This window comes from Bifidobacterium saguini DSM 23967 (genome assembly GCF_000741715.1).
Taxonomy (GTDB): domain Bacteria; phylum Actinomycetota; class Actinomycetes; order Actinomycetales; family Bifidobacteriaceae; genus Bifidobacterium; species Bifidobacterium saguini.
On sequence record NZ_JGZN01000008.1, the window covers coordinates 233,182 to 252,233 of the forward strand.

The window sequence follows — 19,052 nt, forward strand, 5'->3', positions numbered from 1 at the left end:
AAACGTTGCCCCATCTCATCTATCTCGCATCATAACGTTTGGGTAAATAGTTCCATGCGGAAGCAATTGCCCACTACCCTACTCGAAACTGCCTGTGTTTGCGCCTTTCTTCCCCGAGCTGAATCAAAGAATTCACCAGGTGTTCAGCCTTGGCTCGGCTGCAATACTGGTTTACGCTTTCGCAACGAAACCTGAACGCACTACGATATGGAAGCATGGGGAATAATTCAAAAATCGACCGTTCATGGCTGACTTCCGCTAAGGAGAGCATCGGCCAATGGTCATACATTATGTTGAAGGATGCAGATAATAACGATATTGATTGGGATTGGGTGCGTTCGCTTGATCTCGAACACGGCATTGGCGTAGCTTCGCCGGCCGATTACGAACCGGGGGCTGGTTCGGATGTGCATGATTTATTGAAAACAGATCTTGAGATTCGCGATCGTTTGGAAGCGATTATCGCGAAGATGAGCATGGTGTTCATGCGGGATTTCGACCGTCATATCAAGACTTATGAGCTGCCGCGTGCACTGGCATATGCGAATCGTCGTTTGAATGATCAGATTGTGCTGTTGCGTGATCGCGGTGTGGCTGAAGGTCTGTGGACTGTTACCGATGAGGAACGTCAGCGTGTAACGGTGCCGGTATTGACTGCGGCACGCGATGGTGTTGTTGTCGATGATATTCAGGATCATACGGCTGAGATTGTCAATGCTCGCGCTGAACAGCGTAAGGCTGACAGGGCTGCGCGCGAAGCTCAACGTCACCATCGTCAGATGGCATTGTTCGATGCCGACGAAGTGAAATACGGTTCTGTTGAGGCCGGTCCTGATGAGTCCGCGCCTGCCGATTCCAGTTCGGATGCTGGCTCTCCTGATTATTTGGTCGAAGGTCAGCCGGTCATCAATGATGACAATCCTGCAGTGCCCTCTACGGAACAGGTTGCGGTGGATGAAACCGCTGTTTCCGAACCTACTTTCGCTCGGTTCCGCCATGCCGCAGCCGAACATGTGGCTTCGCGCCAAAACGCGGAGACCAAGGAATACTGGCGTGCAGTGTTCCTGCCTGGTCGCGATGTCGATAAGGTGATGGGTATCGATTTGGAAACCAATGGCACTGAGCCATACCGCACGTACATTATCGATGTGGGCTTCGAGTATATGAATATGAAGTCGCCGCGTCCGGCTGATGCGCCAACCGGCTACACCTATGACAAGGATTACTATCAGGGTGGTGATGCGTACGATCAGCATCGTTTCTCGTTTGGCGTGACGCCGGAAGCCGCACGTCACGGTAATCCATTCATCATCCAGCTGACCGGTATTGATGTGAGCCAGCGAGTGGGCGACGAGTATCCGCTGTTTGATGAGGACGCTGAAGCTCAGGCTGATTTGCTGAAGCGCTTGACTTCACAGCCATTTGTGGCGCATATGGCCACGTTCGAGCATAGCTTCTTCATGCTGAATGTTGCCGGATATGCCGAGGCATACCGCAATGGCCATGTGACCATCATCGATACGCTGCCGATGAGCCGCCTGTGGGATGAAGGCTCGATTCCTTGCGAAGGCCACCCAGATGGCGACAACACTCTGGATGCGTACGCCAAGCGTCAGGGGGCGCTGCGCGAGGATGATAATGAACGCCACTTGGGCCTTGAGGATACACATATCATGCTGCTGGCGATGAAGCATCATCTCACCCAGCTCAAGGCTGAGGCTCGCGGCCCTTGGGGTCCTGACGGCAAGGCCGGTGTGGGCGGCAAGCGCATTACTAAAAAGCGCCATTTCGTGCGCCGTGAGCGCCGCACGCCGATTTATGACTGAACATCAGTAGCGCAAATAGATAAATGGCGTTAGCTTCTCAATAAGAGAAACTAACGCCATTTTTGGATACTAGCCCTTATGCGGCATATTGGTTTCGGTATCGACAATGATGGTCACCGGGCCGTCGTTGACGAGGCCGACGCGCATGTGCGCGCCGAATCGACCCTCCCTGACTGGCACTCCGCCGGAGCGCAACGCCTCGTTGAACTTGATCCAGGTAATATCCGCATGTTCGGGCTTGCCGGCTTTGATGAAGCTTGGGCGATTGCCCTTGTGCACGTCGGCGTACAGGGTGAACTGCGAGATGGAGAGAATCTCACCGCCGATATCCTGAATCGAACGATTCATTTTGCCTTGCTCGTCCTCGAAAACACGCAGGTTCAATACTTTGTGGGCAAGCCATGCCACTTCGGCATCGCCATCAGTATCAGAAACGCCAACCAGAATCATGTAGCCAGGGCCGATTTGCTGCGGCTCGAACGTGGGATCAAGGGTTCCCAGTTCGTTGACGACGTCAACGCTGGCATGGCTTACTCGCTGAATCACAATACGCATACGCCTGATTATGCCATCTCCCGCGAAACAAGACATGCTTAGGTTTTCGGCGAGCGCACGCAACATGACTGATACGCTTGAATCGAGTGGTTTTCGCAGTGTCATCGTCGTCGCCTTGTTTGCAGTAATCACAAGCGCCCATAGAGAGCAGGAATCATGGCATCGGATTATCACGGCACCTCCGCGCCAACCAACACCATCAATCATCATGATGTTTCCGGTCGTCGTGGAGGTCATGCATCCAAGAACGGATGGTCATGGGCTTTCATCTGTGGTTTCTTCAGCATAATTGGCGCGATTCTGCTGGTGACCGCTTTGCTGGCCTTAATCAGCGAAGTACAGCTTCGTAGAGACTGCATCGAGCCCACGGATGGCATCGTAACGCAACTTATCCTGAATCCTGCCGATGAATCCGATGATGATTCCTCGGATACTTGGACGCCGGTGTTTCGGTATATCGTTGATGGACAGTCATACGAGCAAAAGTCCTCGATAGCATCATCTCCACCGCGATACAAGATTGGCCAGGCTGTTGCGATATTGTATGATCCAGCTGATCCAAGCCGATATGTGGTGAAAGGCGATAATTCGGCCCTCGTATTGTATGGCTCCGCCACAATCATGTGTATAGGATTCACAGCTGTATTGCCTGTAGCAGTGGTGATTCACAAAATCAATAATCCCAACAGCAAAGCATCACAGCAGCTGCCGTACTGAATAAGACAGCGCAAGATAATAAGGAATTCACTGCGATTGAGAAAGACTGGTGGAAACCTGTTGTTCCACACGATCGTAAGCATTAGACAAAATCATATTGCCGGGCACGGTAGTCAATAGGAATGCCAGCACCGCTGCAATAATCGATATAATCAGACCCTTGATGATTTTGGCCACGATTTTGAAAACCACATATGCCACAACGGCACCGACTACGATGGTCACACCAGTCTGCACAGAAGACGGCAAACCGCCATACCACACCGCTATCCTATCGAGAACCGACAAATCCAAGTTCGACAAATCAACATTATTCAAATCCACACCTGCAATGGCAGTATGCAAAGCTTCAGCTACTGGCTGCATCATCTTGTTCCCCATCTGGCTATCTAACTTTTACATTCTTGGTTGTCCTATAGATTAGCGTATGACCATAGTGATTACGCCTATGGCGCATATCCATATATGAGGAGGCAACCATGCTCGGTGTCATCGGGCGAGCGCTCGCTGCGCAATCTCCGCTTATCATTGATGGCGCGATGGCCACCGAGCTGGAGCAGCGTGGTGTGGATACAACGAATGAACTATGGGCTGCAATTGCGTTGATTCAGGCCCCGCAATCTGTGCGCGATGTGCACGAAACATATTTTGAGGCGGGTGCCAATATCGCCATCACCGACACTTATCAGGCGAACATTCCCGCGTTTGAGAAATGCGGGATATCTCATGAAGAAGCAGAGCATCTTATCGGCACAGCCGTATCCGTCGCATTGGAAGCGCGGGAGAGGTATCGGCAGCATCATGCCAATGCCGATGATGCATTGGCATACTCATTTCCTAACTATGCAAGACCATTGCTAGTGGCAGGTAGCGTGGGGCCTTATGGTGCATTCTTGGCTGATGGAAGCGAATATACGGGCGACTACCATCTTTCAGACACCGACTATCGCGATTTTCATCGCAGTCGAATGCAGATTCTCGCTGATAGCGGCGTAGATCTTTTTGCTTTTGAAACCATGCCCAATATCAGTGAGGTTCAGGCATTGATTGGGTTGTTGACTGATGAGTTCCCTGACCGTGAGGCATGGGTGTCATTCAGTCTGAGCGATTCCGGCCATTTATGCGACGGCACCTCGCTTGAGACGGCTGTAAGCATCGCCGATGCATGCCCGCACATCTGTGCGATTGGTGTCAATTGCGTGCAACCTGAGCTGGTTACTAACGCAATCGGCCATATATCGGCTGTTACCGCCAAACCGATTATTGTGTATCCGAATAATGGTGATGTCTACCATCCTGACACCAAGACTTGGACGCGCTGTTCGGATGCTTTATCTCTCAGCGATCTGGCTCCTCGATGGGTCGAAGCAGGAGCCTCGCTTATCGGCGGCTGTTGCCGCACCTCCCCTGCCGATATTTACGATTTGGCTAAGGCGCTGCATCGGTAGTCGGGGTCTGCAATCTCCGATGTTATTGACCTTGCTGCAGGTTACTGAGCTTTCTTCCGCTCGTATAGCAGTGCAAACATCACAAGCAGCCCGACTGCGGCCAGCGTGAACGGCAGGCCTGCAAGACCAATCGTGTGATAGTTCATGCCGGATGCGTTCAATGCCATGCCACTAATCAGAGAGCCGACCGCATTGCCACCGTTGAACGCAATCTGTACGGCTGCACCGCCGATGAGCTCACCGCCGTCCTTGCCGGCTTCGGCCATCAGAAGCATCTGCGGGCCATTGATGAAGAATAATCCGAACGCGATCCAGAACGTCAGTAGCGCGCAGGTCGCCAAATTGCCGGGCACTATGAACACCATCAATAGGCCTGCCGCGGAAATCGATTGACCGACCGCAGCGGTCACCGAATGCAGCCAGCGGTCGGCGAGATGACCGCCGGCGAGACCGCCGACCACCATGCCGAATCCGGCCAGCATCATCAGCAGTGGAATCAGCTGCGAATCATAGCCACCGGTTTTCTGCAGCCACGGGGAGACGTAGCTCCACCAGCAGAACACGCCGGAATTACCGACGAACACGGTGCCAAGCACCAGCCAAGGGCCAGGCTTGGCAAGGAATCGGAACCGACCGGCAAGTCCGGCGTCAGGCACGGCTGCAATAAGCGGCATCCAAGCCAACGTCAACACGATGGTGAGCCCTGCACCAAGAGCCAGAATGATGAAAGCAAGTCGCCAGTTAAGGTATTCGGCAAGCAGTGTGCCTGCTGGCACACTGAGCATATTGGCAAGGGTCTGGCCAGTGACCATCACGGATACGGCTTTACCTTCACGGCCTTTGTCGGCGAGCGCTTTGGCGATTACCGTGCCTGTGCCGAAGAACGCCCCGTGGGGCAGACCAGCGATGAATCGGGCTGACCAGCACGATGGCATTCGGCGCAGCGGCACTCAACGCATTGCCGATCAAGGCAAGCGCCATAAAGAGAATCACCAGATGTTTCGGACTGGTTTTACGGCCGAACACCAGCATGGTGACGCCAACGCACGCGCCGATGGCGTACGAGAAGATGAAGTGGCCTGCGGTCGGAATGGATACATTCATGGCGGCCGCCGTCTGCGGCAGAATGCCCATCATCACGAATTCGGCCGCACCAAGCACGAACCCTCCTGTGGCAATCGATAGCAAGCTTTGCTTCATATGCCTCTCCCCTATCCCCTAGCTGTTTATATCCATCGCACTGTTATTGTGCGCGCTAACAAACCGTCCCGAGTATATGCCGCAGGTTGGAATCTTCGAGACTTTTAGCCATTCAACCTCACAAGCCAGGTAATCTAAAATTGTAGGATTTTGTTGCATGACATCGGAGTCATCTGAAGGAGAAAGAATCATGGGCGCTGGAGCCACCAAAAAGAAGCCATGGTACAAGCGTTGGTGGGGCATCCTCATCATTGCGTTATTTACCATCGGACTGATTGGATACATATTCACCCCATCAAAAAACATACCTGACGTCACTGGGCAAACAGTCGCCGAAGCTAAAACCACACTCAATCAGGAAGCTTCACTCAAATCACCGTAACCCCTGATACGAAAGGAGGCGACAGAAAATGGAAGGTAGAGAGTCAGACGCCAGAATCGGATAGCAAGCAGAAAACGTCTATATCTGTAACGCTTAACGCAGTGCGCGACAACTCGGATTTACCTGATATCGCTGAAAAAGGCATGATGCTCGACGAAGTACTTATTCAGCTGGAAAATGAAGGCTACTCCACATCAGACTATAAGATTAAGAGCGACAGCGGGAAAGCTGTGCTCAAACCATCGAACTGGATTGTACTGTCCGCAAAAGATGGAGTCATCCGCGTGCATAACAAAGTCGCAGATGAAGAGGAAGCCAGAAAGAAAGCTGAAGAAGAAAAAAAGAAAAGCCGAAGAAGAGGCAGCACGAAAAGCTGAAGAAGAAAAGAAGGCAGCCGAGGAGGCAGCGCGTCAGCAAGCGGAACAACAGGCCGCAGCAGAAGAGGCTGCACGCCAAGCACAGCAACAGCAACAGCAGCAGCAGCAGCAACAACAACAAGCTCAGCAGTCAGCTCCCCAATCATCAACCGGAACAGTACACGGTGGATCATTCTGCAGCAACCAAGGCGCTACCGGCAGATCGTCAGCAGGCACTTTGCTGACATGTCGAGTTGCATCGGACGGCAGACTTCGCTGGATGAAATAACTAGCAACATCAATATCTCGGACTTCCTCGAACCGTATCGGTTGGATGTTGAGCCGTGTTCCATGTTTTTGTGGGGGCACGGACACTCTGTTGTTTCATGGTGGTCACGGACAATTCCATGCGATTCGACCATCGCCGGTACAACACTGGCTTGCTGATATGTACCTTGGCAACCGCGTTAGTCGGAATAAACTCCTCGGCACTGTGTGCGCCCAGCTGCTCCCATGCTGCCTTCGACACTGGTATGAGACGGCCATCTGCACAGCAAACCGATTCCGGGATTGGAAGCGTATCTGGACAAAAAGACCACGCCTTGGATGCGTCATCAACCTTCCAAGGACACAGTATCAATCGTCTGGTTTCAACGGTTTTGTTCAGGCTGTCCCTTTCACCGGACGAAAGCAATGAGCCTGAATGCCAGCACGGAACCGCAGAAACAGAATGGCCCACTCCCCTATTCAAAGAATGGGCTCTGTATATCTGTTATCAATCAACGAGCTTTAGCCCTATGACGCAGGCGACCAGCCCAATGATGAGCAGAATCCGCATTAGCGAAATGGCTTCCTCTCCGCTAAGCATGCCGTAAACAGCAGTGATTGCCGCACCAACGCCAACCCATATCGCGTATGAAGTACCAATGGGGATGTGTTTCATTGCAAAGGCAAGTCCACCCATGCTGGCAACGAGGCCAATCGCAAACACCACAGTGGGAACCAGTCGGGAAAATCCCTCGGACTGGTCAAGCGCAATAGCCCACACGGATTCACAGATGCCGGAAACTATAAGAACAAACCAAGGCATAACCGTCATACTCCTCATACATGGCAAGTCTTGTCAAACTGGGTACTTGTCCATCGTCCGGGAGCAACGCTAGCTCTATCGATACACGATAGCAAAGCCGAAACAGAATAGATTTGCGTATATCCATGATTCATTCCACACTGCCGGCCGTGGAACCGACGACTTATGTACTGTGGCATCTTGCAAATCAGCATCCGGAAAATACCAATCGTCGAATGTGACGAGAGAAAGGTTGCTGCCATACCAAATCGGCTGGAGAGGCGGCGCTCAAGGAAGAACGGGGCAACAGGAAATACGATTACGAGACGAAGCTCAACACTGTGCTCGACCATGTGAATCATGGACCGACAACGGCCGAGGTCATGGAACGTTATGGTATCGTCAGCCAAACGTGTCTGAAGCAGTGACGCCAGAACTATCGCCGCGGAGGACCGGACGCGCTGCGACCGAAGCCCAAGGGCAGTCCGAAAAGCGCGAAGTCCAAACAGAAACCCGCGCCGCACCGCCCTAGTCCAACTAGTACAGACTGCTCGCAATGTTCGAGCAGCGGCTGCCCGAAAGAGCTGCGCCGATTCTCCACTCCCCACATGGGCTGGCAGTACCAGCCACGGCTGGTGGAGAAACAGGCTCGCGGAGCTGGACATATACTGGCCCATGAGCCGCAAGGGCAACAGCATCGACAACGCTGCCACCGAGCAGGCTTTCGGCTATCTCAAGGACGAGTTCTACATCGGGCGCGAGTTCGGCTCCTACAAGGAGTCGAGACTGGTCTGGACGCGTACATGGTCCATTGGAACGACAAACGAAGGCAGAAACGACTCGAGGGACACACCCCGAAGGAATTAACATGTCCCTCACAGCCAATCAGGTACCCCCTCATAAACCACGTCCAACTTCCGGGCTGAACTCCTCTCCATCTCGCTCCCACGGCGGCTTCTGCCTGGTGTCGGCGTTCTGCTGTCCGTCCGGAGGCTCGGGAGTGTTGTTCTGCTCGTTGGTTTCATCGGCCATGATGGTTCCTTTCCGCCCGTCCTGCGGGCATAAGAAAACCGGGATATAGGCCAAAACGTGTGTCTGTTTTGGCTTGTTTTCCTTTGTGGTAGTAGGTGTTTCTCATGTTTAAGTTGTGTTGGCGGGGAACTTGAGGTCGGCCAGAATGTGTGTCTGGAATAGGCCGTAAAGCCTTGCGGGACAACGGTTGAGTGGCTTTCGAGTTGGCATGGCAGATTGGGTGGATGAATACACCCAGTTGCGCCGTATGCGGCGAGCCGATGAAGCGGAACGGAAGGACGAGTTCGGGACGGATCAGGTGGCGGTGCCGGAACGCTGACTGCGGTAGTTCGCGTACCCAGCCACGCGACAACAGCGCCCGTGATCTGCGGTGTGGTTTGGATTGGCTGTTCTCGAAACGGTCCCAGGCCGAGCACCGGTTGTCGGCGCGCACGCTGCGCCGCAGGTGCGAACTGATGTGGAGTCTGTGGGCTCCCGTGCCGTTGGTGGACGAGATCCATCATGTGGTGCATGTGGACGGTTTTCATCTGCATCGTGACGCGGTGGTGTTGATCGCGGTGGCCGGCGGGCATGTGATCGGCTGGCACATCGCCAGAAGCGAACGGTCGGCGGCGTGGGAGCGTCTGATGGCGCGCATCGCGCCGCCGGACGTGCTCGTATGCGATGGCGGCGGCGGTGTCCTCAAGGCCGCGAGGACGATGTGGCCGGACACGAGGATCCAGCGTTGCCTGTTCCATGTGCAGGCCAACGTCTTCGGATTGACCGGCATGAGACCACGCCTCGAGGCCGGCAGACGACTGCGCCGGATCGCCGTGGCGCTGGCGCGCGTCAGGAACAAGGACGATGCGGCGGCGTGGCTCGTCTCCTACAACCAGTGGGAGCAGGACTTCGCTGGTTTCCTCGACGAGCAAAGCCGGTACGCGGACGGCAGCATGAACGACACGCACCAGCGGCTCGTCAAGGCACGTCGCATGATCCGCCGCCGCATCCGCGAGGACCAGCTGTTCACGTTCCTCGACGAGGAGCCCGCGGCCGCCGGTCCGGTGCCATCCACGAACAACCTCATCGAATCATGGAACAGTCGGCTGCGTGACATGCTGCGCCATCATCGGGGATTGCGCTTGATACGACAGCTGAAAGCGATCTGCTGGTGGTGCCACCAGCACACGGAACACCACGAAACGGACGCGTGGCTGGCCGCGAACGCGATCACGGACGAACGACTCGAAGAGCTCTACAAGCACGCATGGGAGCAAAGCCCGCAAGGCCTATACGATACGTTCGGCATCCCCATGCGATACGGCACCGGCATCGACTGGAACGACTTCCACACACGAGTCAAATGGCAGTCAAACAACTAAACCACCAGACACACAATTTGGCCTATAACCCAGAAAACCCGCCATGAACTTCATGGCGGGTTAGGTGAATAAAGTTTGCTTTACCTCTTCCGGTGGTTTTTCAGAAGATCAAGATACACATGGATTGCCATGTAATCCGGATCTTTCGCAAGCTCATATACTCCGTCTGGGAATTTTGCGTATAGTCCAGGATGGGAATGAGCAATGTCCAGGGCGTCAGCGATGGCCAGATCAGGTTCTCCGGAAAGAATCATGTCACGGGCGTCTTCCTCGGTAATCTCATCGAGGCCTTTAACGATTTCGAGGCATTGTTCGGCGAGAGAAATCAATTCATCCATTGTCATGACGATCGGATTCCCTCCATTGTTTTGCCTTGCTCCGTTTGACTGCGATTTTACCCGTTGGAGTATTGCGAGTCACACCGTGGACCGCCGATTGGCATCGCCCTGTCAATGATGTATTGACATCCACGAGGTACGCCTTGACTTCAATCTGAACTCCGTCAACGGTTCCACCGAACCTGTGCAAAGCTCGATCATTGTCGGGATGCATCTCCCATTGCGGGGATTCCATGACTTGCCGAATCGCGTCAAGAATCCTGCTCCTGTCCCATCCTTGCAGGAACTCGGTCTTGCCTAATATATTCGAACCATACAGACGGCCTCCTCGCTCCCCGTCGCCTTCCCCGTGCAGGACGTGATTGACGACCTCTTCGTTTGGGGCTGAACGTTATTCGCCAATATATCCGGACTTTGCCCTGTTGGTTTGACTTCGGGGAGCAGCCCTGCAATCCCGTTATCGAAAACAGTCTGCCGTCGTCGCTTGAGATATTCCGACGAGCTTCTGCGCTGTCGTGAGTCTCGGAACGAGCCGTTGCGGCGCTCACCTTGCCACCATGTCTGCAACAGGTTCAGCATCGCGTTCTTCCATATCGGCTGCGAACCCTTCAGATTATCCAAGTCCAACGTGGAATCCCAGAGCCTTCGCGCCTGACTGTCGGCGGTGATCGCCAACCGCACCTGATTCCTGCGATGTCGGTCGGTGAACACGACCCCTTACTGGTCAGCGCCATCATCAACCACCGGATTATTCCAAACCGTTCAGCACCGTCATCATTTCAATCCGCACCCTCCGCAAGGAGGGTGACCGTTGACTACACGCAGGATATTCCACCTTGCGTATTTCAATCCGCACCCTCCGTGAGGAGGGTGACTCCTGCAATTGGCCGGCCAGATTAGCCAGGCCGATATTTCAATCCGCACCCTCCGTGAGGAGGGTGACCGGAGTCTGACCGCGAACCGGCCCGCACGCACGGTATTTCAATCCGCACCCTCCGTGAGGAGGGTGACGCGTAATGCTGCGGCCTCGCCCCAGCGGAGTCCGCAATTTCAATCCGCACCCTCCGTGAGGAGGGTGACCGTGGCTTCTTCGGCAATGGTGCAGTACCCTCAGATTTCAATCCGCACCCTCCGTGAGGAGGGTGACCCGGCGGCAAGGCCGCGGAAACCGGTGACAGCACGTTATTTCAATCCGCACCCTCCGTGAGGAGGGTGACCAGACCCGCAACTGGACGCAACTGCCTGCGGCATTTCAATCCGCACCCTCCGTGAGGAGGGTGACGGTTCGGTGTGCGGTTTCCTCGGTTGGTTGGGTGACATTTCAATCCGCACCCTCCGTGAGGAGGGTGACCAGCGTCGTCTGGCCAAGCATCCACCCGACCGGCATTTCAATCCGCACCCTCCGTGAGGAGGGTGACTTGGGAACACGCCCTGCGGGTACACGATGACCGATTTCAATCCACACCCTCCGTGAGGAGGGTGACCCGGTTTCGAGGGCTTCACGCCGCTGGCGTATAGATTTCAATCCGCACCCTCCGTGAGGAGGGTGACCGCGAGGCTTCCGAGCGCGCCGGAGAGTCCGGTATTTCAATCCGCACCCTCCGTGAGGAGGGTGACAAGCAGCACTCCGGCGATGACGAGTCCAAGGACGTATTTCAATCCGCACCCTCCGTGAGGAGGGTGACTTTCAATGCGCTGCCGATGCCGCTTGCCGCGTTGGAATTTCAATCCGCACCCTCCGTGAGGAGGGTGACGACCGTCGGGGATGTGCGCGTACCCCTGCCAGGCGAAATTTCAATCCGCACCCTCCGTGAGGAGGGTGACCAATGCGGTTTCCACGCCGTTGGCCATTTTGGCATTTCAATCCGCACCCTCCGTGAGGAGGGTGACCGCCTTGGTGGCCTTGTCGAACGCCTCATGCATGATTTCAATCCGCACCCTCCGTGAGGAGGGTGACAACGGTTCCGCGACGATCAGGTTCTTCGCCGTGTCATTTCAATCCGCACCCTCCGTGAGGAGGGTGACCGGCTGGGGGATCCGTTCCGCTTGCATGCGCGGGAATTTCAATCCGCACCCTCCGTGAGGAGGGTGACCCAGCGGATACGAGCCAGCTGCCCGCGCCGCTGAAATTTCAATCCGCACCCTCCGTGAGGAGGGTGACGGCGGACGGTACGGAAACGGAGCTCACCGGCCCTATATTTCAATCCGCACCCTCCGTGAGGAGGGTGACATGCATGGCGAGTATCCACCACGGGAATGCGAATAATTTCAATCCGCACCCTCCGTGAGGAGGGTGACCCAACATATTGGCACGTGCTAACATCTGCATCAATTTCAATCCGCACCCTCCGTGAGGAGGGTGACGCTTTTTTGCCGTTCGGGCTTTTCACGTCGATGTAATTTCAATCCGCACCCTCCGTGAGGAGGGTGACCCCGTCTGCGAGCGCGAGCAGCGCGTGCAGACTGTATTTCAATCCGCACCCTCCGTGAGGAGGGTGACTCCCAATACTCGTTCAACAGCATTATCAACCTCCGATTTCAATCCGCACCCTCCGTGAGGAGGGTGACCCGTCTGCGAAACCGAGCAGCGCGTGCAATCGGTATTTCAATCCGCACCCTCCGTGAGGAGGGTGACAAGCCGAGGCCGCTACGCCGGCGGTTCGATGCAATTTCAATCCGCACCCTCCGTGAGGAGGGTGACGAGGCCGGTGCGCTCCGGGGCTCGTCCCCAGATATATTTCAATCCGCACCCTCCGTGAGGAGGGTGACCTGATTCAAAACGAATCAAACGGTTGCTTCGCGAATTTCAATCCGCACCCTCCGTGAGGAGGGTGACAGCATCCATGAAATATACGGCCCACATTGTGGACAATATGTTCACAGACACTTGCAGTGTATCAACTATTCATCCTTCAGAACACCCTAAACTCGCGCTGCATCCTACATATCGGATAGTTGTCTAACCACTTTTTAGTTATCAAACCGCAAACGAAGTTGGAATATTACCGAATCGCCGAAAAATAATCCTCATTCCTTATCAGCGTCGGTGCGAACCTCTACTAGTTTTATGACAGCTCACACATCGCACCATACGCGGCACCGCGCATCCCCTTCCCCAGAGACGGTACCAATCCAATCGAAGCACATTATATCGCACCGTCTTATATCAACATGACATCATCAACTGGTAGATGCCGCTGTTTACCGACATTCTCAATACGATCTGAATACTTCGCACCTAGATTATAAAAACGAAGACTGTCTCTTTCCATGTCGATGATGTCATTCAGCTCATGACGAAGCTGCAAATAGCCTGAAGGCGAAACCGCACATTCAAAGACACTGTTCTGCACACGCTGCCCATATTTCATGCAAGCTTTTGCTACGAGTCTCAAACGCCTTCTTCCGGAAGCCGTTTCGGTATTCACATCATATGCAACCACAACCATCATCATTATCACTTCCACATGAATGGAGGGTAGGCATCTAAATCACCGCGTATGCATCGCGCCAACAACAATGACTGCACATGCGGAACCAATCCCCATGAAATCTTCTCCCCAAGAAAAGGATGAGTAATCTGTTCGGTTTTCCGTCGCCGCCACGCCGCAAGCACAACTTTTCGTCCTGCATCAGTCAAAAAAATGCCACCGTTCTCTCGCTCTTCAAAATGAGAAACCCGTACGGCACCGGTATTAACCAGAGTCAAAGCAAAACGATCAGCCACAACCGGACGAAACTCTTCCATAAGATCTAAAGCGAGAGAAGGCCGACCAGGTCGGTCGACATGCAGGAATCCCACATATGGGTCTAAGCCAACTCCCTGCAGGGCCGCAACACAATCGTTCGTCAGCAAAGCATATGTGAACGATAGCAACGCATTCATCCTGTCCATAGGAGGACGCCGACTACGCTGTTCGAAGAAGAACGAGTCCTTGTCCCGCAGAATCAAGTCGTCGAACGCAAAGAAGTAGTCTTTTGCTGCCTTGCCTTCAATGCCTCGTACCTCGTCCACCGAAGTAGAAGCCATAATTCTTCCTAACCCATCTTTTAACAACGCGCTCTGTTGCGTTAATCTTTCCACATTCACCCGTAGTGCATGATCACGTTTCGTGCGCTCCACAACCCAACGGCAGTTGAACACTTTCCCAATCACGAATGCGACAGCGAAATCTCGAGCCTGGTTCGGAGAATCTGCTCTACGAAACTGTTCTCTTCGCAGCAGAACATTGCGATTATTCTCGCCAAGCACCGAGCAATAGAACCGTCCGCGCGGCGAATAGAATGACAGGCCAACGCCCAGACGAGCACATTTACCCATAAGCGCAGGAGATGCTCCTTTGTATGAAAAACAAAGAATCTGCTCAATAGAACGCAGCGGAACTTTTGCTAAGGTCTTTTCACCATTCTGAACAACCACGTTGTCATTTTCCAATGAGAGATAAGCGTCCTCACTGGTTACGAACAGCGTATTCAGCATAGTTCGCATTATTCATCCCCTCGATTCAATATTCTCAATCAGAAACGTTCATTCATAATTTCATGAATGCGCGCATCAATATAGACTCGTGCTGATTTCTTTTTTGATAGTTCGGGAAGACATATATCTTTAAGCGAGCATGCGCGACATTCTTTCCTGACTCTGACTTTTGGTGTGTGCCCACGCACATAAAAGTCATGCATCTGACGAAACATTTCCGTTACTGTATTACGTAATGGCTCATCAAATTCAACGACTTCTCTATGCCTTGTCCCCTGATAGAATAACGCCCCTTCACGTATATTACAGGCCAACATTTCCTCTAAACATATCGCCTCAGCACATAATTGCAGCCTATCGGCATCCTGCGTTTTAGGCCGTCCGTGCTTATATTCAATCGGATAAGGTAACCACGAACCGCTGCGCCCTTGCAACGGCACACCATCCGAAGACCGCCGAAACTCCACAACATCGCAGGCTCCGGTTACCCCTAATCGGCGTGAGAATACCTTCAAATCGCGCAGGATAAGCAAATCTCCTCGCTTTTCCGAAGCATCATAATCATGTGCCCGCTCATGTTCCAATAATCCAGCCGTGGTCAACACATTGTCTTCCCACAACTGCTCAATATGTATCAGCGCCCACTGTCGTCGGCAAAATGAAAAATGCTGGATACCCGAAAGAGCCAACCAATCCTCTTCTGGATAACTTGCCGGTTCCATCATGCAGACCCCTTTGTCTCATGTGTCATTACAAGGTTCATCCAAAAATGCACTGTGCATATGAGCGTGGCCGAGCTGATGAAAGAACCGCCAGCTCGGCCACACCGCCTACTTACAGTACGCCATCAACCATTTCACTTACGGCAACAGAATCTGGAATCAAGTCCTTGTTTACGTTTACTGCATAATCCCCAAAGCTACGCGCAATATCAACGCCGTCACGTTTGTGAACATCGACGCTGTCGAACAGCTTCCACGAAGGCGCATCGCCAAGCGCACTATCATGTTTGAATACGTACAGCTTGCGCACTGCCATGCTGCCTCGTGCTGCAGAACGATCAAATTCAAACATGTTCAGAATCGACTGCCACAGCAGGTTAAGGTCTTCATCGCTGAATCCGGTGACATTCTGCGCAAGCTTTGCAGACACATAACCGTTCATGCGATACAAACCGTAAGGGATGATGAACTTGTTACCCATCGTATTATTCTTTTCCGCAGCATCCGCTTCTGTCGTCACAGCAACACGGGTGATGGAAATCTCCTGGATACTCACCGGATCGATTGAACGGGCAAAACCAAGCTGGACGGGGCCACGAACTTGCCCACAGGCGAGACTACCTTTGACGAAAGTAGTCATTACCGCACCAAAGGTGCGAATATCGAAGAAGTTCGCACACATATAATCGCGTAGGCGACGATCCAGTTCAGGATTATCTTTTTTCAAAGCTTTAATTTCTTTTGCGAAGTCCTTGTCTTCGGGCCTTGCATCAATGTGTTCAGCCTCCAACGCCTCACTGTCAAGACGATTGAGTGTCTTCCGATTCTGAATATAGATGCGCCACGGAGATTCTTCGCCCATAGCAGTTTGCACATAGTCACGAATCTTACGCTTGATGCACACATCGGTCACGAGTCCGTTACCAGTTTCAAGATCAACGCGCGGCATGTTACCCGAATCAGGGTCGCCATTGGGGTTACCATTCTCCACGTCAAAAAGAATCGTGAAGTCATAACGGTTTTCAATGGGTTTGCGTTCAGTCATTGTCTGCTCCTTGGTTATCGTCCTCGATGGTCTTACTAGTCTTGTTGAATCGCTGTTGATTTTCGAAATAGTATCCAAGCTGGAAAGCCCCACGCTCTTCGAGCGTAAGTCTCGACGGATAGTGGTCACCCACCTTCCCAGTCAATTCGCCTAAAGCCTTTTCCAATTTGACCTTATAGCCTTGCGACTGCCAGGTTTTGCGCATATGTTTCGCTGCGAGGTCGCCCAGAATCGGGAATATACGAGCGGGCGTCGTGGATGCGCTGGTGAAATATTTATCCTTAATCGTCGTATTGATGCCAGGAATGGCCGCCAACTGAATCTGTTCGTATATAGAGAACAATCGGCCAAGCACATATGGCACGTAATCACTGTCTCTATTAATATCCACTTGCAGTACCTCCTTGAACTGCTCGTTTGTTGTTTTTCGTGAGTAGTACGCCTTGATGATTGCTGCTTTATCAGGCGAAATATCACGTTCGGCATTAATGCGAATCTCAATAGCATTAATCAAACTTGCCGGATATGCAGTACCGTTGAGAATCGCCTTCATAACCGCACCAGCCATTTCCGACGATACCTTCACGTTTTTGCTCTGTTGCCTGATGGTTTGATTCAGCAATCGCCATGTCGGCAGAAACACTGTCGTGTCGTAACTGGGGCGTCGTATCTCAAGGTCCCGGTAATGCTGCCATATATTTCGTGCGAATGCACCGAATGTGTTTGTCAAGTAAAAACGCACCGACAACCGTGCAGCATTCGGCGACAATGCAAGGACATGGAACTCTTCGTTTGGATTGAGACAGATTCCCTCAAAATCGTACGGTCGACCTTGGGCCAAGGCCTGCGTAGCTTTCTTGATTGTCAATTCGTCCAGACCGGCGGATTGCTTTTCCGGATTATTTGACGACCAAGCGAAAGCCATTCCGCCGAATGAATCAACGTACGCGGTCTCACCACATTGCGCCCACGAAACAATAGTGTCGTCTCCAATACGTTGAACACGATCACGATCCGCGAGTAGCGTGTTAAGCGCCGTTGTATATTCGTATGCTTCTCGTTGACTCATTGGTGCATTTTCGTTTTGTTCCGCACCATGCGAACAGAATGCCGGTGCATTGAACGAAATCAATGATGCGCCAGATGACTGAGCGCCAGCGACTCCCTTGATTTTAGGGTGAATTTTAGCCGGAATGACCGGTTCACCGGAAATCAGGCTAAATGACAAAGCACCCTCATCGTCGTCTTCCCGATCGTAATATGCGTTCCAGGCTTCTTGCACCGCGGGGCAATCACCAACGAACATGGTGTTCTTCCCATCGTTATACTGCAGAACGAAATTCAAAGTCAGCGAAGATTCCCAAGTCTTGTCCCCCATCAACTGTTGAGCAGTTTTCCACTGGGGAGCATTCTCAAAGAACGCGAGAGCGGCTATAGCGGGAGCATCAGTGACGCCTTCCAATATGCGTTGATGCAAATCAGTGCATGCCTGAAACGCCCGCAGCGCACGTTCCGGCTTACCTTTGGCATCAAACCCCAGCATGTATGCAACAGTATCGCACAGAAAGTTCGCCGCTATACCAGATGATCTGGGGACTCGAGCTGGTATCGAAATAATATTTACCGGCTTCTTATTGGTATGGTCACCCAGTGGATGTACTGAAATCAAAGTACCTTTATCATCAATGACCAGACCATACGGAACATTGATGTTGTCATAGCCGTAGACCGGAGCTTGTTGCTTAGACACTAATACGTTGTACTCGTTGCACAAATCACTAATAATCATGACTTCACCTCCGCCGATGCAACGTCAAGCACACCGTCATTCAGTGCAGCACGGAAGAATAATGGTTTTGGAGATGCGGGATTGCGGTAGTCAAAATCAAAGAACATGTATCCCAAATCACGATGCCCTTGTTCGAATCCAATCGGATCCTCATTCTTCTTCCAGAGTTGAAAATCTGCAGGAAATTCCCTCGTACCAAAATACGGGTGATGGAAATATTGACCTTTCGCAGCACGTCTCATGAACATACTTTGGAATTTCTCTGCGGAATCTTCAGGTGCCGCTTTTCTGCAATCAATCGTGAAATGCGCATCAATCACATATCTGACATTGCGCAAAACGGTAGCTGAACGTTGCTGGATGGATTCGGATGTATAAATAGCACCACCGTCGCCTTTCCCCTCCGCCATCGATTTTATTTTGCTCACATTAATGACGCTGTCGACCTCATTACGGCGAATGCTGTCAAATCGGATAGGATTGAGTACGTAAATACGATCTATCCGCCAGCACAATCCTGGATGCCAGAAAATAGCCTCCAGGATTCCGCGCGCCGCTGATGGTGTCATGACATCATACGTGACTCGTTCTGTCTTCATCTCGGGACGCGAGAAAAGCGCATAGTCGCCCCAAACTTCTAAGCGAATCGGCATATACCCTCCTTTTCATGGAGTGGCGGTTACTCCGGGAACGTCACTGTTTCCAACACAGATAACTATAGTCTATTTATTA

The 19,052-nt window shown here is 52.6% G+C and carries 18 protein-coding genes, 3 pseudogenes and 1 CRISPR repeat array; of the genes and pseudogenes, 9 read left to right on the top strand and 12 right to left on the bottom strand.

The window, feature by feature from the left end:
• Positions 1-215 precede the first annotated feature (215 nt).
• The gene (locus BISA_RS07030; protein ID WP_051917391.1) at positions 216-1,826 is read left to right on the top strand and encodes a PolC-type DNA polymerase III domain-containing protein; all 1,611 of its coding nucleotides are present in this window, start codon (positions 216-218) and stop codon (positions 1,824-1,826) included.
• A 69-nt stretch (positions 1,827-1,895) separates the two neighbouring features.
• Here the strand turns inward: BISA_RS07030 and dtd are convergent, their stop codons facing one another.
• Entirely contained in the window at positions 1,896-2,381 is a 486-nt protein-coding gene (dtd, locus tag BISA_RS07035; RefSeq protein WP_033891027.1) for a D-aminoacyl-tRNA deacylase, read from the bottom strand.
• A 156-nt stretch (positions 2,382-2,537) separates the two neighbouring features.
• Here dtd and BISA_RS07040 point away from each other — a divergent pair, with 156 nt between their 5' ends.
• Positions 2,538-3,098 carry a DUF3592 domain-containing protein gene (locus BISA_RS07040; protein WP_033891028.1) on the top strand — a complete coding sequence of 187 codons (561 nt, stop codon included), beginning with the start codon at positions 2,538-2,540 and terminating at the stop codon, positions 3,096-3,098.
• Between the two features lie 27 nt (positions 3,099-3,125).
• Here BISA_RS07040 and BISA_RS07045 read toward each other — a convergent pair whose 3' ends face one another.
• Complete coding sequence (locus BISA_RS07045; protein WP_051917392.1) at positions 3,126-3,467, bottom strand: hypothetical protein; 342 nt, start codon at positions 3,465-3,467, stop codon at positions 3,126-3,128.
• Between the two features lie 110 nt (positions 3,468-3,577).
• On the opposite strand from BISA_RS07045, the gene mmuM reads away from it, so the two are divergent.
• The gene (gene mmuM / locus BISA_RS07050) at positions 3,578-4,546 is read left to right on the top strand and encodes a homocysteine S-methyltransferase (RefSeq protein ID WP_033891029.1); all 969 of its coding nucleotides are present in this window, start codon (positions 3,578-3,580) and stop codon (positions 4,544-4,546) included.
• 41 nt (positions 4,547-4,587) lie between these two features.
• Here mmuM and BISA_RS11985 read toward each other — a convergent pair.
• Positions 4,588-5,746, bottom strand: a pseudogene (locus tag BISA_RS11985) (MFS transporter).
• Between the two features lie 190 nt (positions 5,747-5,936).
• Between BISA_RS11985 and BISA_RS13330 the strand changes: the two are divergent.
• The 3 genes from BISA_RS13330 to BISA_RS13340 all read left to right on the top strand — a co-directional run bounded on the left by BISA_RS13330 (position 5,937) and on the right by BISA_RS13340 (position 6,773).
• Positions 5,937-6,128 (top strand): hypothetical protein, encoded by a 192-nt coding sequence (locus BISA_RS13330; protein ID WP_033891030.1) that lies wholly within the window; start codon positions 5,937-5,939, stop codon positions 6,126-6,128.
• A gap of 101 nt (positions 6,129-6,229) precedes the next feature.
• Positions 6,230-6,505: a hypothetical protein gene (locus BISA_RS13335; protein ID WP_237746110.1), complete on the top strand. Its 276-nt coding sequence runs from the start codon at positions 6,230-6,232 to the stop codon at positions 6,503-6,505.
• Positions 6,432-6,773, top strand: a complete 342-nt coding sequence (locus BISA_RS13340) for a hypothetical protein (protein WP_237746111.1) — start codon at positions 6,432-6,434, stop codon at positions 6,771-6,773. Before BISA_RS13335 ends, BISA_RS13340 begins: the two co-directional genes overlap by 74 nt.
• A gap of 486 nt (positions 6,774-7,259) precedes the next feature.
• On the opposite strand, the gene BISA_RS07070 is transcribed toward BISA_RS13340, so the two are convergent.
• Entirely contained in the window at positions 7,260-7,574 is a 315-nt protein-coding gene (locus BISA_RS07070) for a DMT family transporter (RefSeq protein ID WP_033891031.1), read from the bottom strand.
• A gap of 254 nt (positions 7,575-7,828) precedes the next feature.
• Between BISA_RS07070 and BISA_RS13345 the strand changes: the two are divergent.
• Positions 7,829-8,080, top strand: a pseudogene (locus tag BISA_RS13345) (helix-turn-helix domain-containing protein); the annotation flags it as partial.
• A 17-nt stretch (positions 8,081-8,097) separates the two neighbouring features.
• Positions 8,098-8,479, top strand: a pseudogene (locus tag BISA_RS12555) (IS3 family transposase); the annotation flags it as partial.
• On the opposite strand, the gene BISA_RS13485 reads toward BISA_RS12555, so the two are convergent.
• Positions 8,451-8,585, bottom strand: a complete 135-nt coding sequence (locus tag BISA_RS13485) for a hypothetical protein (RefSeq protein WP_272945247.1) — start codon at positions 8,583-8,585, stop codon at positions 8,451-8,453. The pseudogene BISA_RS12555 and the gene BISA_RS13485 overlap by 29 nt on opposite strands.
• A 224-nt stretch (positions 8,586-8,809) precedes the next feature.
• Here BISA_RS13485 and BISA_RS07080 point away from each other — a divergent pair, with 224 nt between their 5' ends.
• Positions 8,810-9,946: an IS1249 family transposase gene (locus BISA_RS07080; RefSeq protein ID WP_033891032.1), complete on the top strand. Its 1,137-nt coding sequence runs from the start codon at positions 8,810-8,812 to the stop codon at positions 9,944-9,946.
• 80 nt (positions 9,947-10,026) lie between these two features.
• On the opposite strand, the gene BISA_RS07085 is transcribed toward BISA_RS07080, so the two are convergent.
• From BISA_RS07085 to cas5c, 7 genes are all read right to left on the bottom strand, one after another.
• Positions 10,027-10,290 (bottom strand): hypothetical protein, encoded by a 264-nt coding sequence (locus tag BISA_RS07085; RefSeq protein WP_033891034.1) that lies wholly within the window; start codon positions 10,288-10,290, stop codon positions 10,027-10,029.
• Positions 10,291-11,060: 770 nt separating this feature from the next.
• Positions 11,061-13,120: direct repeats of the CRISPR family, unit length 33 nt; unit sequence ATTTCAATCCGCACCCTCCGTGAGGAGGGTGAC.
• Between the two features lie 325 nt (positions 13,121-13,445).
• Positions 13,446-13,736: a CRISPR-associated endonuclease Cas2 gene (gene cas2 / locus BISA_RS07095; RefSeq protein WP_033891210.1), complete on the bottom strand. Its 291-nt coding sequence runs from the start codon at positions 13,734-13,736 to the stop codon at positions 13,446-13,448.
• A gap of 5 nt (positions 13,737-13,741) precedes the next feature.
• Positions 13,742-14,773 (bottom strand): type I-C CRISPR-associated endonuclease Cas1c, encoded by a 1,032-nt coding sequence (gene cas1c / locus BISA_RS07100; RefSeq protein WP_033891037.1) that lies wholly within the window; start codon positions 14,771-14,773, stop codon positions 13,742-13,744.
• Between the two features lie 29 nt (positions 14,774-14,802).
• On the bottom strand, positions 14,803-15,489 hold the full coding sequence (gene cas4, locus BISA_RS07105; protein ID WP_033891038.1) for a CRISPR-associated protein Cas4: 687 nt from the start codon (positions 15,487-15,489) through the stop codon (positions 14,803-14,805).
• Between the two features lie 109 nt (positions 15,490-15,598).
• Positions 15,599-16,531, bottom strand: a complete 933-nt coding sequence (gene cas7c / locus BISA_RS07110) for a type I-C CRISPR-associated protein Cas7/Csd2 (protein WP_033891039.1) — start codon at positions 16,529-16,531, stop codon at positions 15,599-15,601.
• Positions 16,524-18,320: a type I-C CRISPR-associated protein Cas8c/Csd1 gene (gene cas8c / locus BISA_RS07115; protein ID WP_051917393.1), complete on the bottom strand. Its 1,797-nt coding sequence runs from the start codon at positions 18,318-18,320 to the stop codon at positions 16,524-16,526. Before cas8c ends, cas7c begins: the two co-directional genes overlap by 8 nt.
• Positions 18,317-18,973, bottom strand: coding sequence for a type I-C CRISPR-associated protein Cas5c (gene cas5c, locus BISA_RS07120; RefSeq protein WP_033891041.1), 657 nt, complete (start codon positions 18,971-18,973; stop codon positions 18,317-18,319). The genes cas8c and cas5c overlap by 4 nt, the downstream gene beginning before the upstream one ends.
• Positions 18,974-19,052 lie beyond the last annotated feature (79 nt).

Coding starts and splice junctions, on each gene's coding strand:
- BISA_RS07030 (WP_051917391.1), top strand. CDS start 216: ATGGGGAATAATTCAAAAATCGACCGTTCATGGCTGACTTCCGCTAAG.
- dtd (WP_033891027.1), bottom strand. CDS start 2,381: ATGCGTATTGTGATTCAGCGAGTAAGCCATGCCAGCGTTGACGTCGTC.
- BISA_RS07040 (WP_033891028.1), top strand. CDS start 2,538: ATGGCATCGGATTATCACGGCACCTCCGCGCCAACCAACACCATCAAT.
- BISA_RS07045 (WP_051917392.1), bottom strand. CDS start 3,467: ATGATGCAGCCAGTAGCTGAAGCTTTGCATACTGCCATTGCAGGTGTG.
- mmuM (WP_033891029.1), top strand. CDS start 3,578: ATGCTCGGTGTCATCGGGCGAGCGCTCGCTGCGCAATCTCCGCTTATC.
- BISA_RS13330 (WP_033891030.1), top strand. CDS start 5,937: ATGGGCGCTGGAGCCACCAAAAAGAAGCCATGGTACAAGCGTTGGTGG.
- BISA_RS13340 (WP_237746111.1), top strand. CDS start 6,432: ATGAAGAGGAAGCCAGAAAGAAAGCTGAAGAAGAAAAAAAGAAAAGCC.
- BISA_RS07070 (WP_033891031.1), bottom strand. CDS start 7,574: ATGCCTTGGTTTGTTCTTATAGTTTCCGGCATCTGTGAATCCGTGTGG.
- BISA_RS13485 (WP_272945247.1), bottom strand. CDS start 8,585: ATGGCCGATGAAACCAACGAGCAGAACAACACTCCCGAGCCTCCGGAC.
- BISA_RS07080 (WP_033891032.1), top strand. CDS start 8,810: ATGAATACACCCAGTTGCGCCGTATGCGGCGAGCCGATGAAGCGGAAC.
- BISA_RS07085 (WP_033891034.1), bottom strand. CDS start 10,290: ATGACAATGGATGAATTGATTTCTCTCGCCGAACAATGCCTCGAAATC.
- cas2 (WP_033891210.1), bottom strand. CDS start 13,736: ATGATGGTTGTGGTTGCATATGATGTGAATACCGAAACGGCTTCCGGA.
- cas1c (WP_033891037.1), bottom strand. CDS start 14,773: ATGCGAACTATGCTGAATACGCTGTTCGTAACCAGTGAGGACGCTTAT.
- cas4 (WP_033891038.1), bottom strand. CDS start 15,489: ATGATGGAACCGGCAAGTTATCCAGAAGAGGATTGGTTGGCTCTTTCG.
- cas7c (WP_033891039.1), bottom strand. CDS start 16,531: ATGACTGAACGCAAACCCATTGAAAACCGTTATGACTTCACGATTCTT.
- cas8c (WP_051917393.1), bottom strand. CDS start 18,320: ATGATTATTAGTGATTTGTGCAACGAGTACAACGTATTAGTGTCTAAG.
- cas5c (WP_033891041.1), bottom strand. CDS start 18,973: ATGCCGATTCGCTTAGAAGTTTGGGGCGACTATGCGCTTTTCTCGCGT.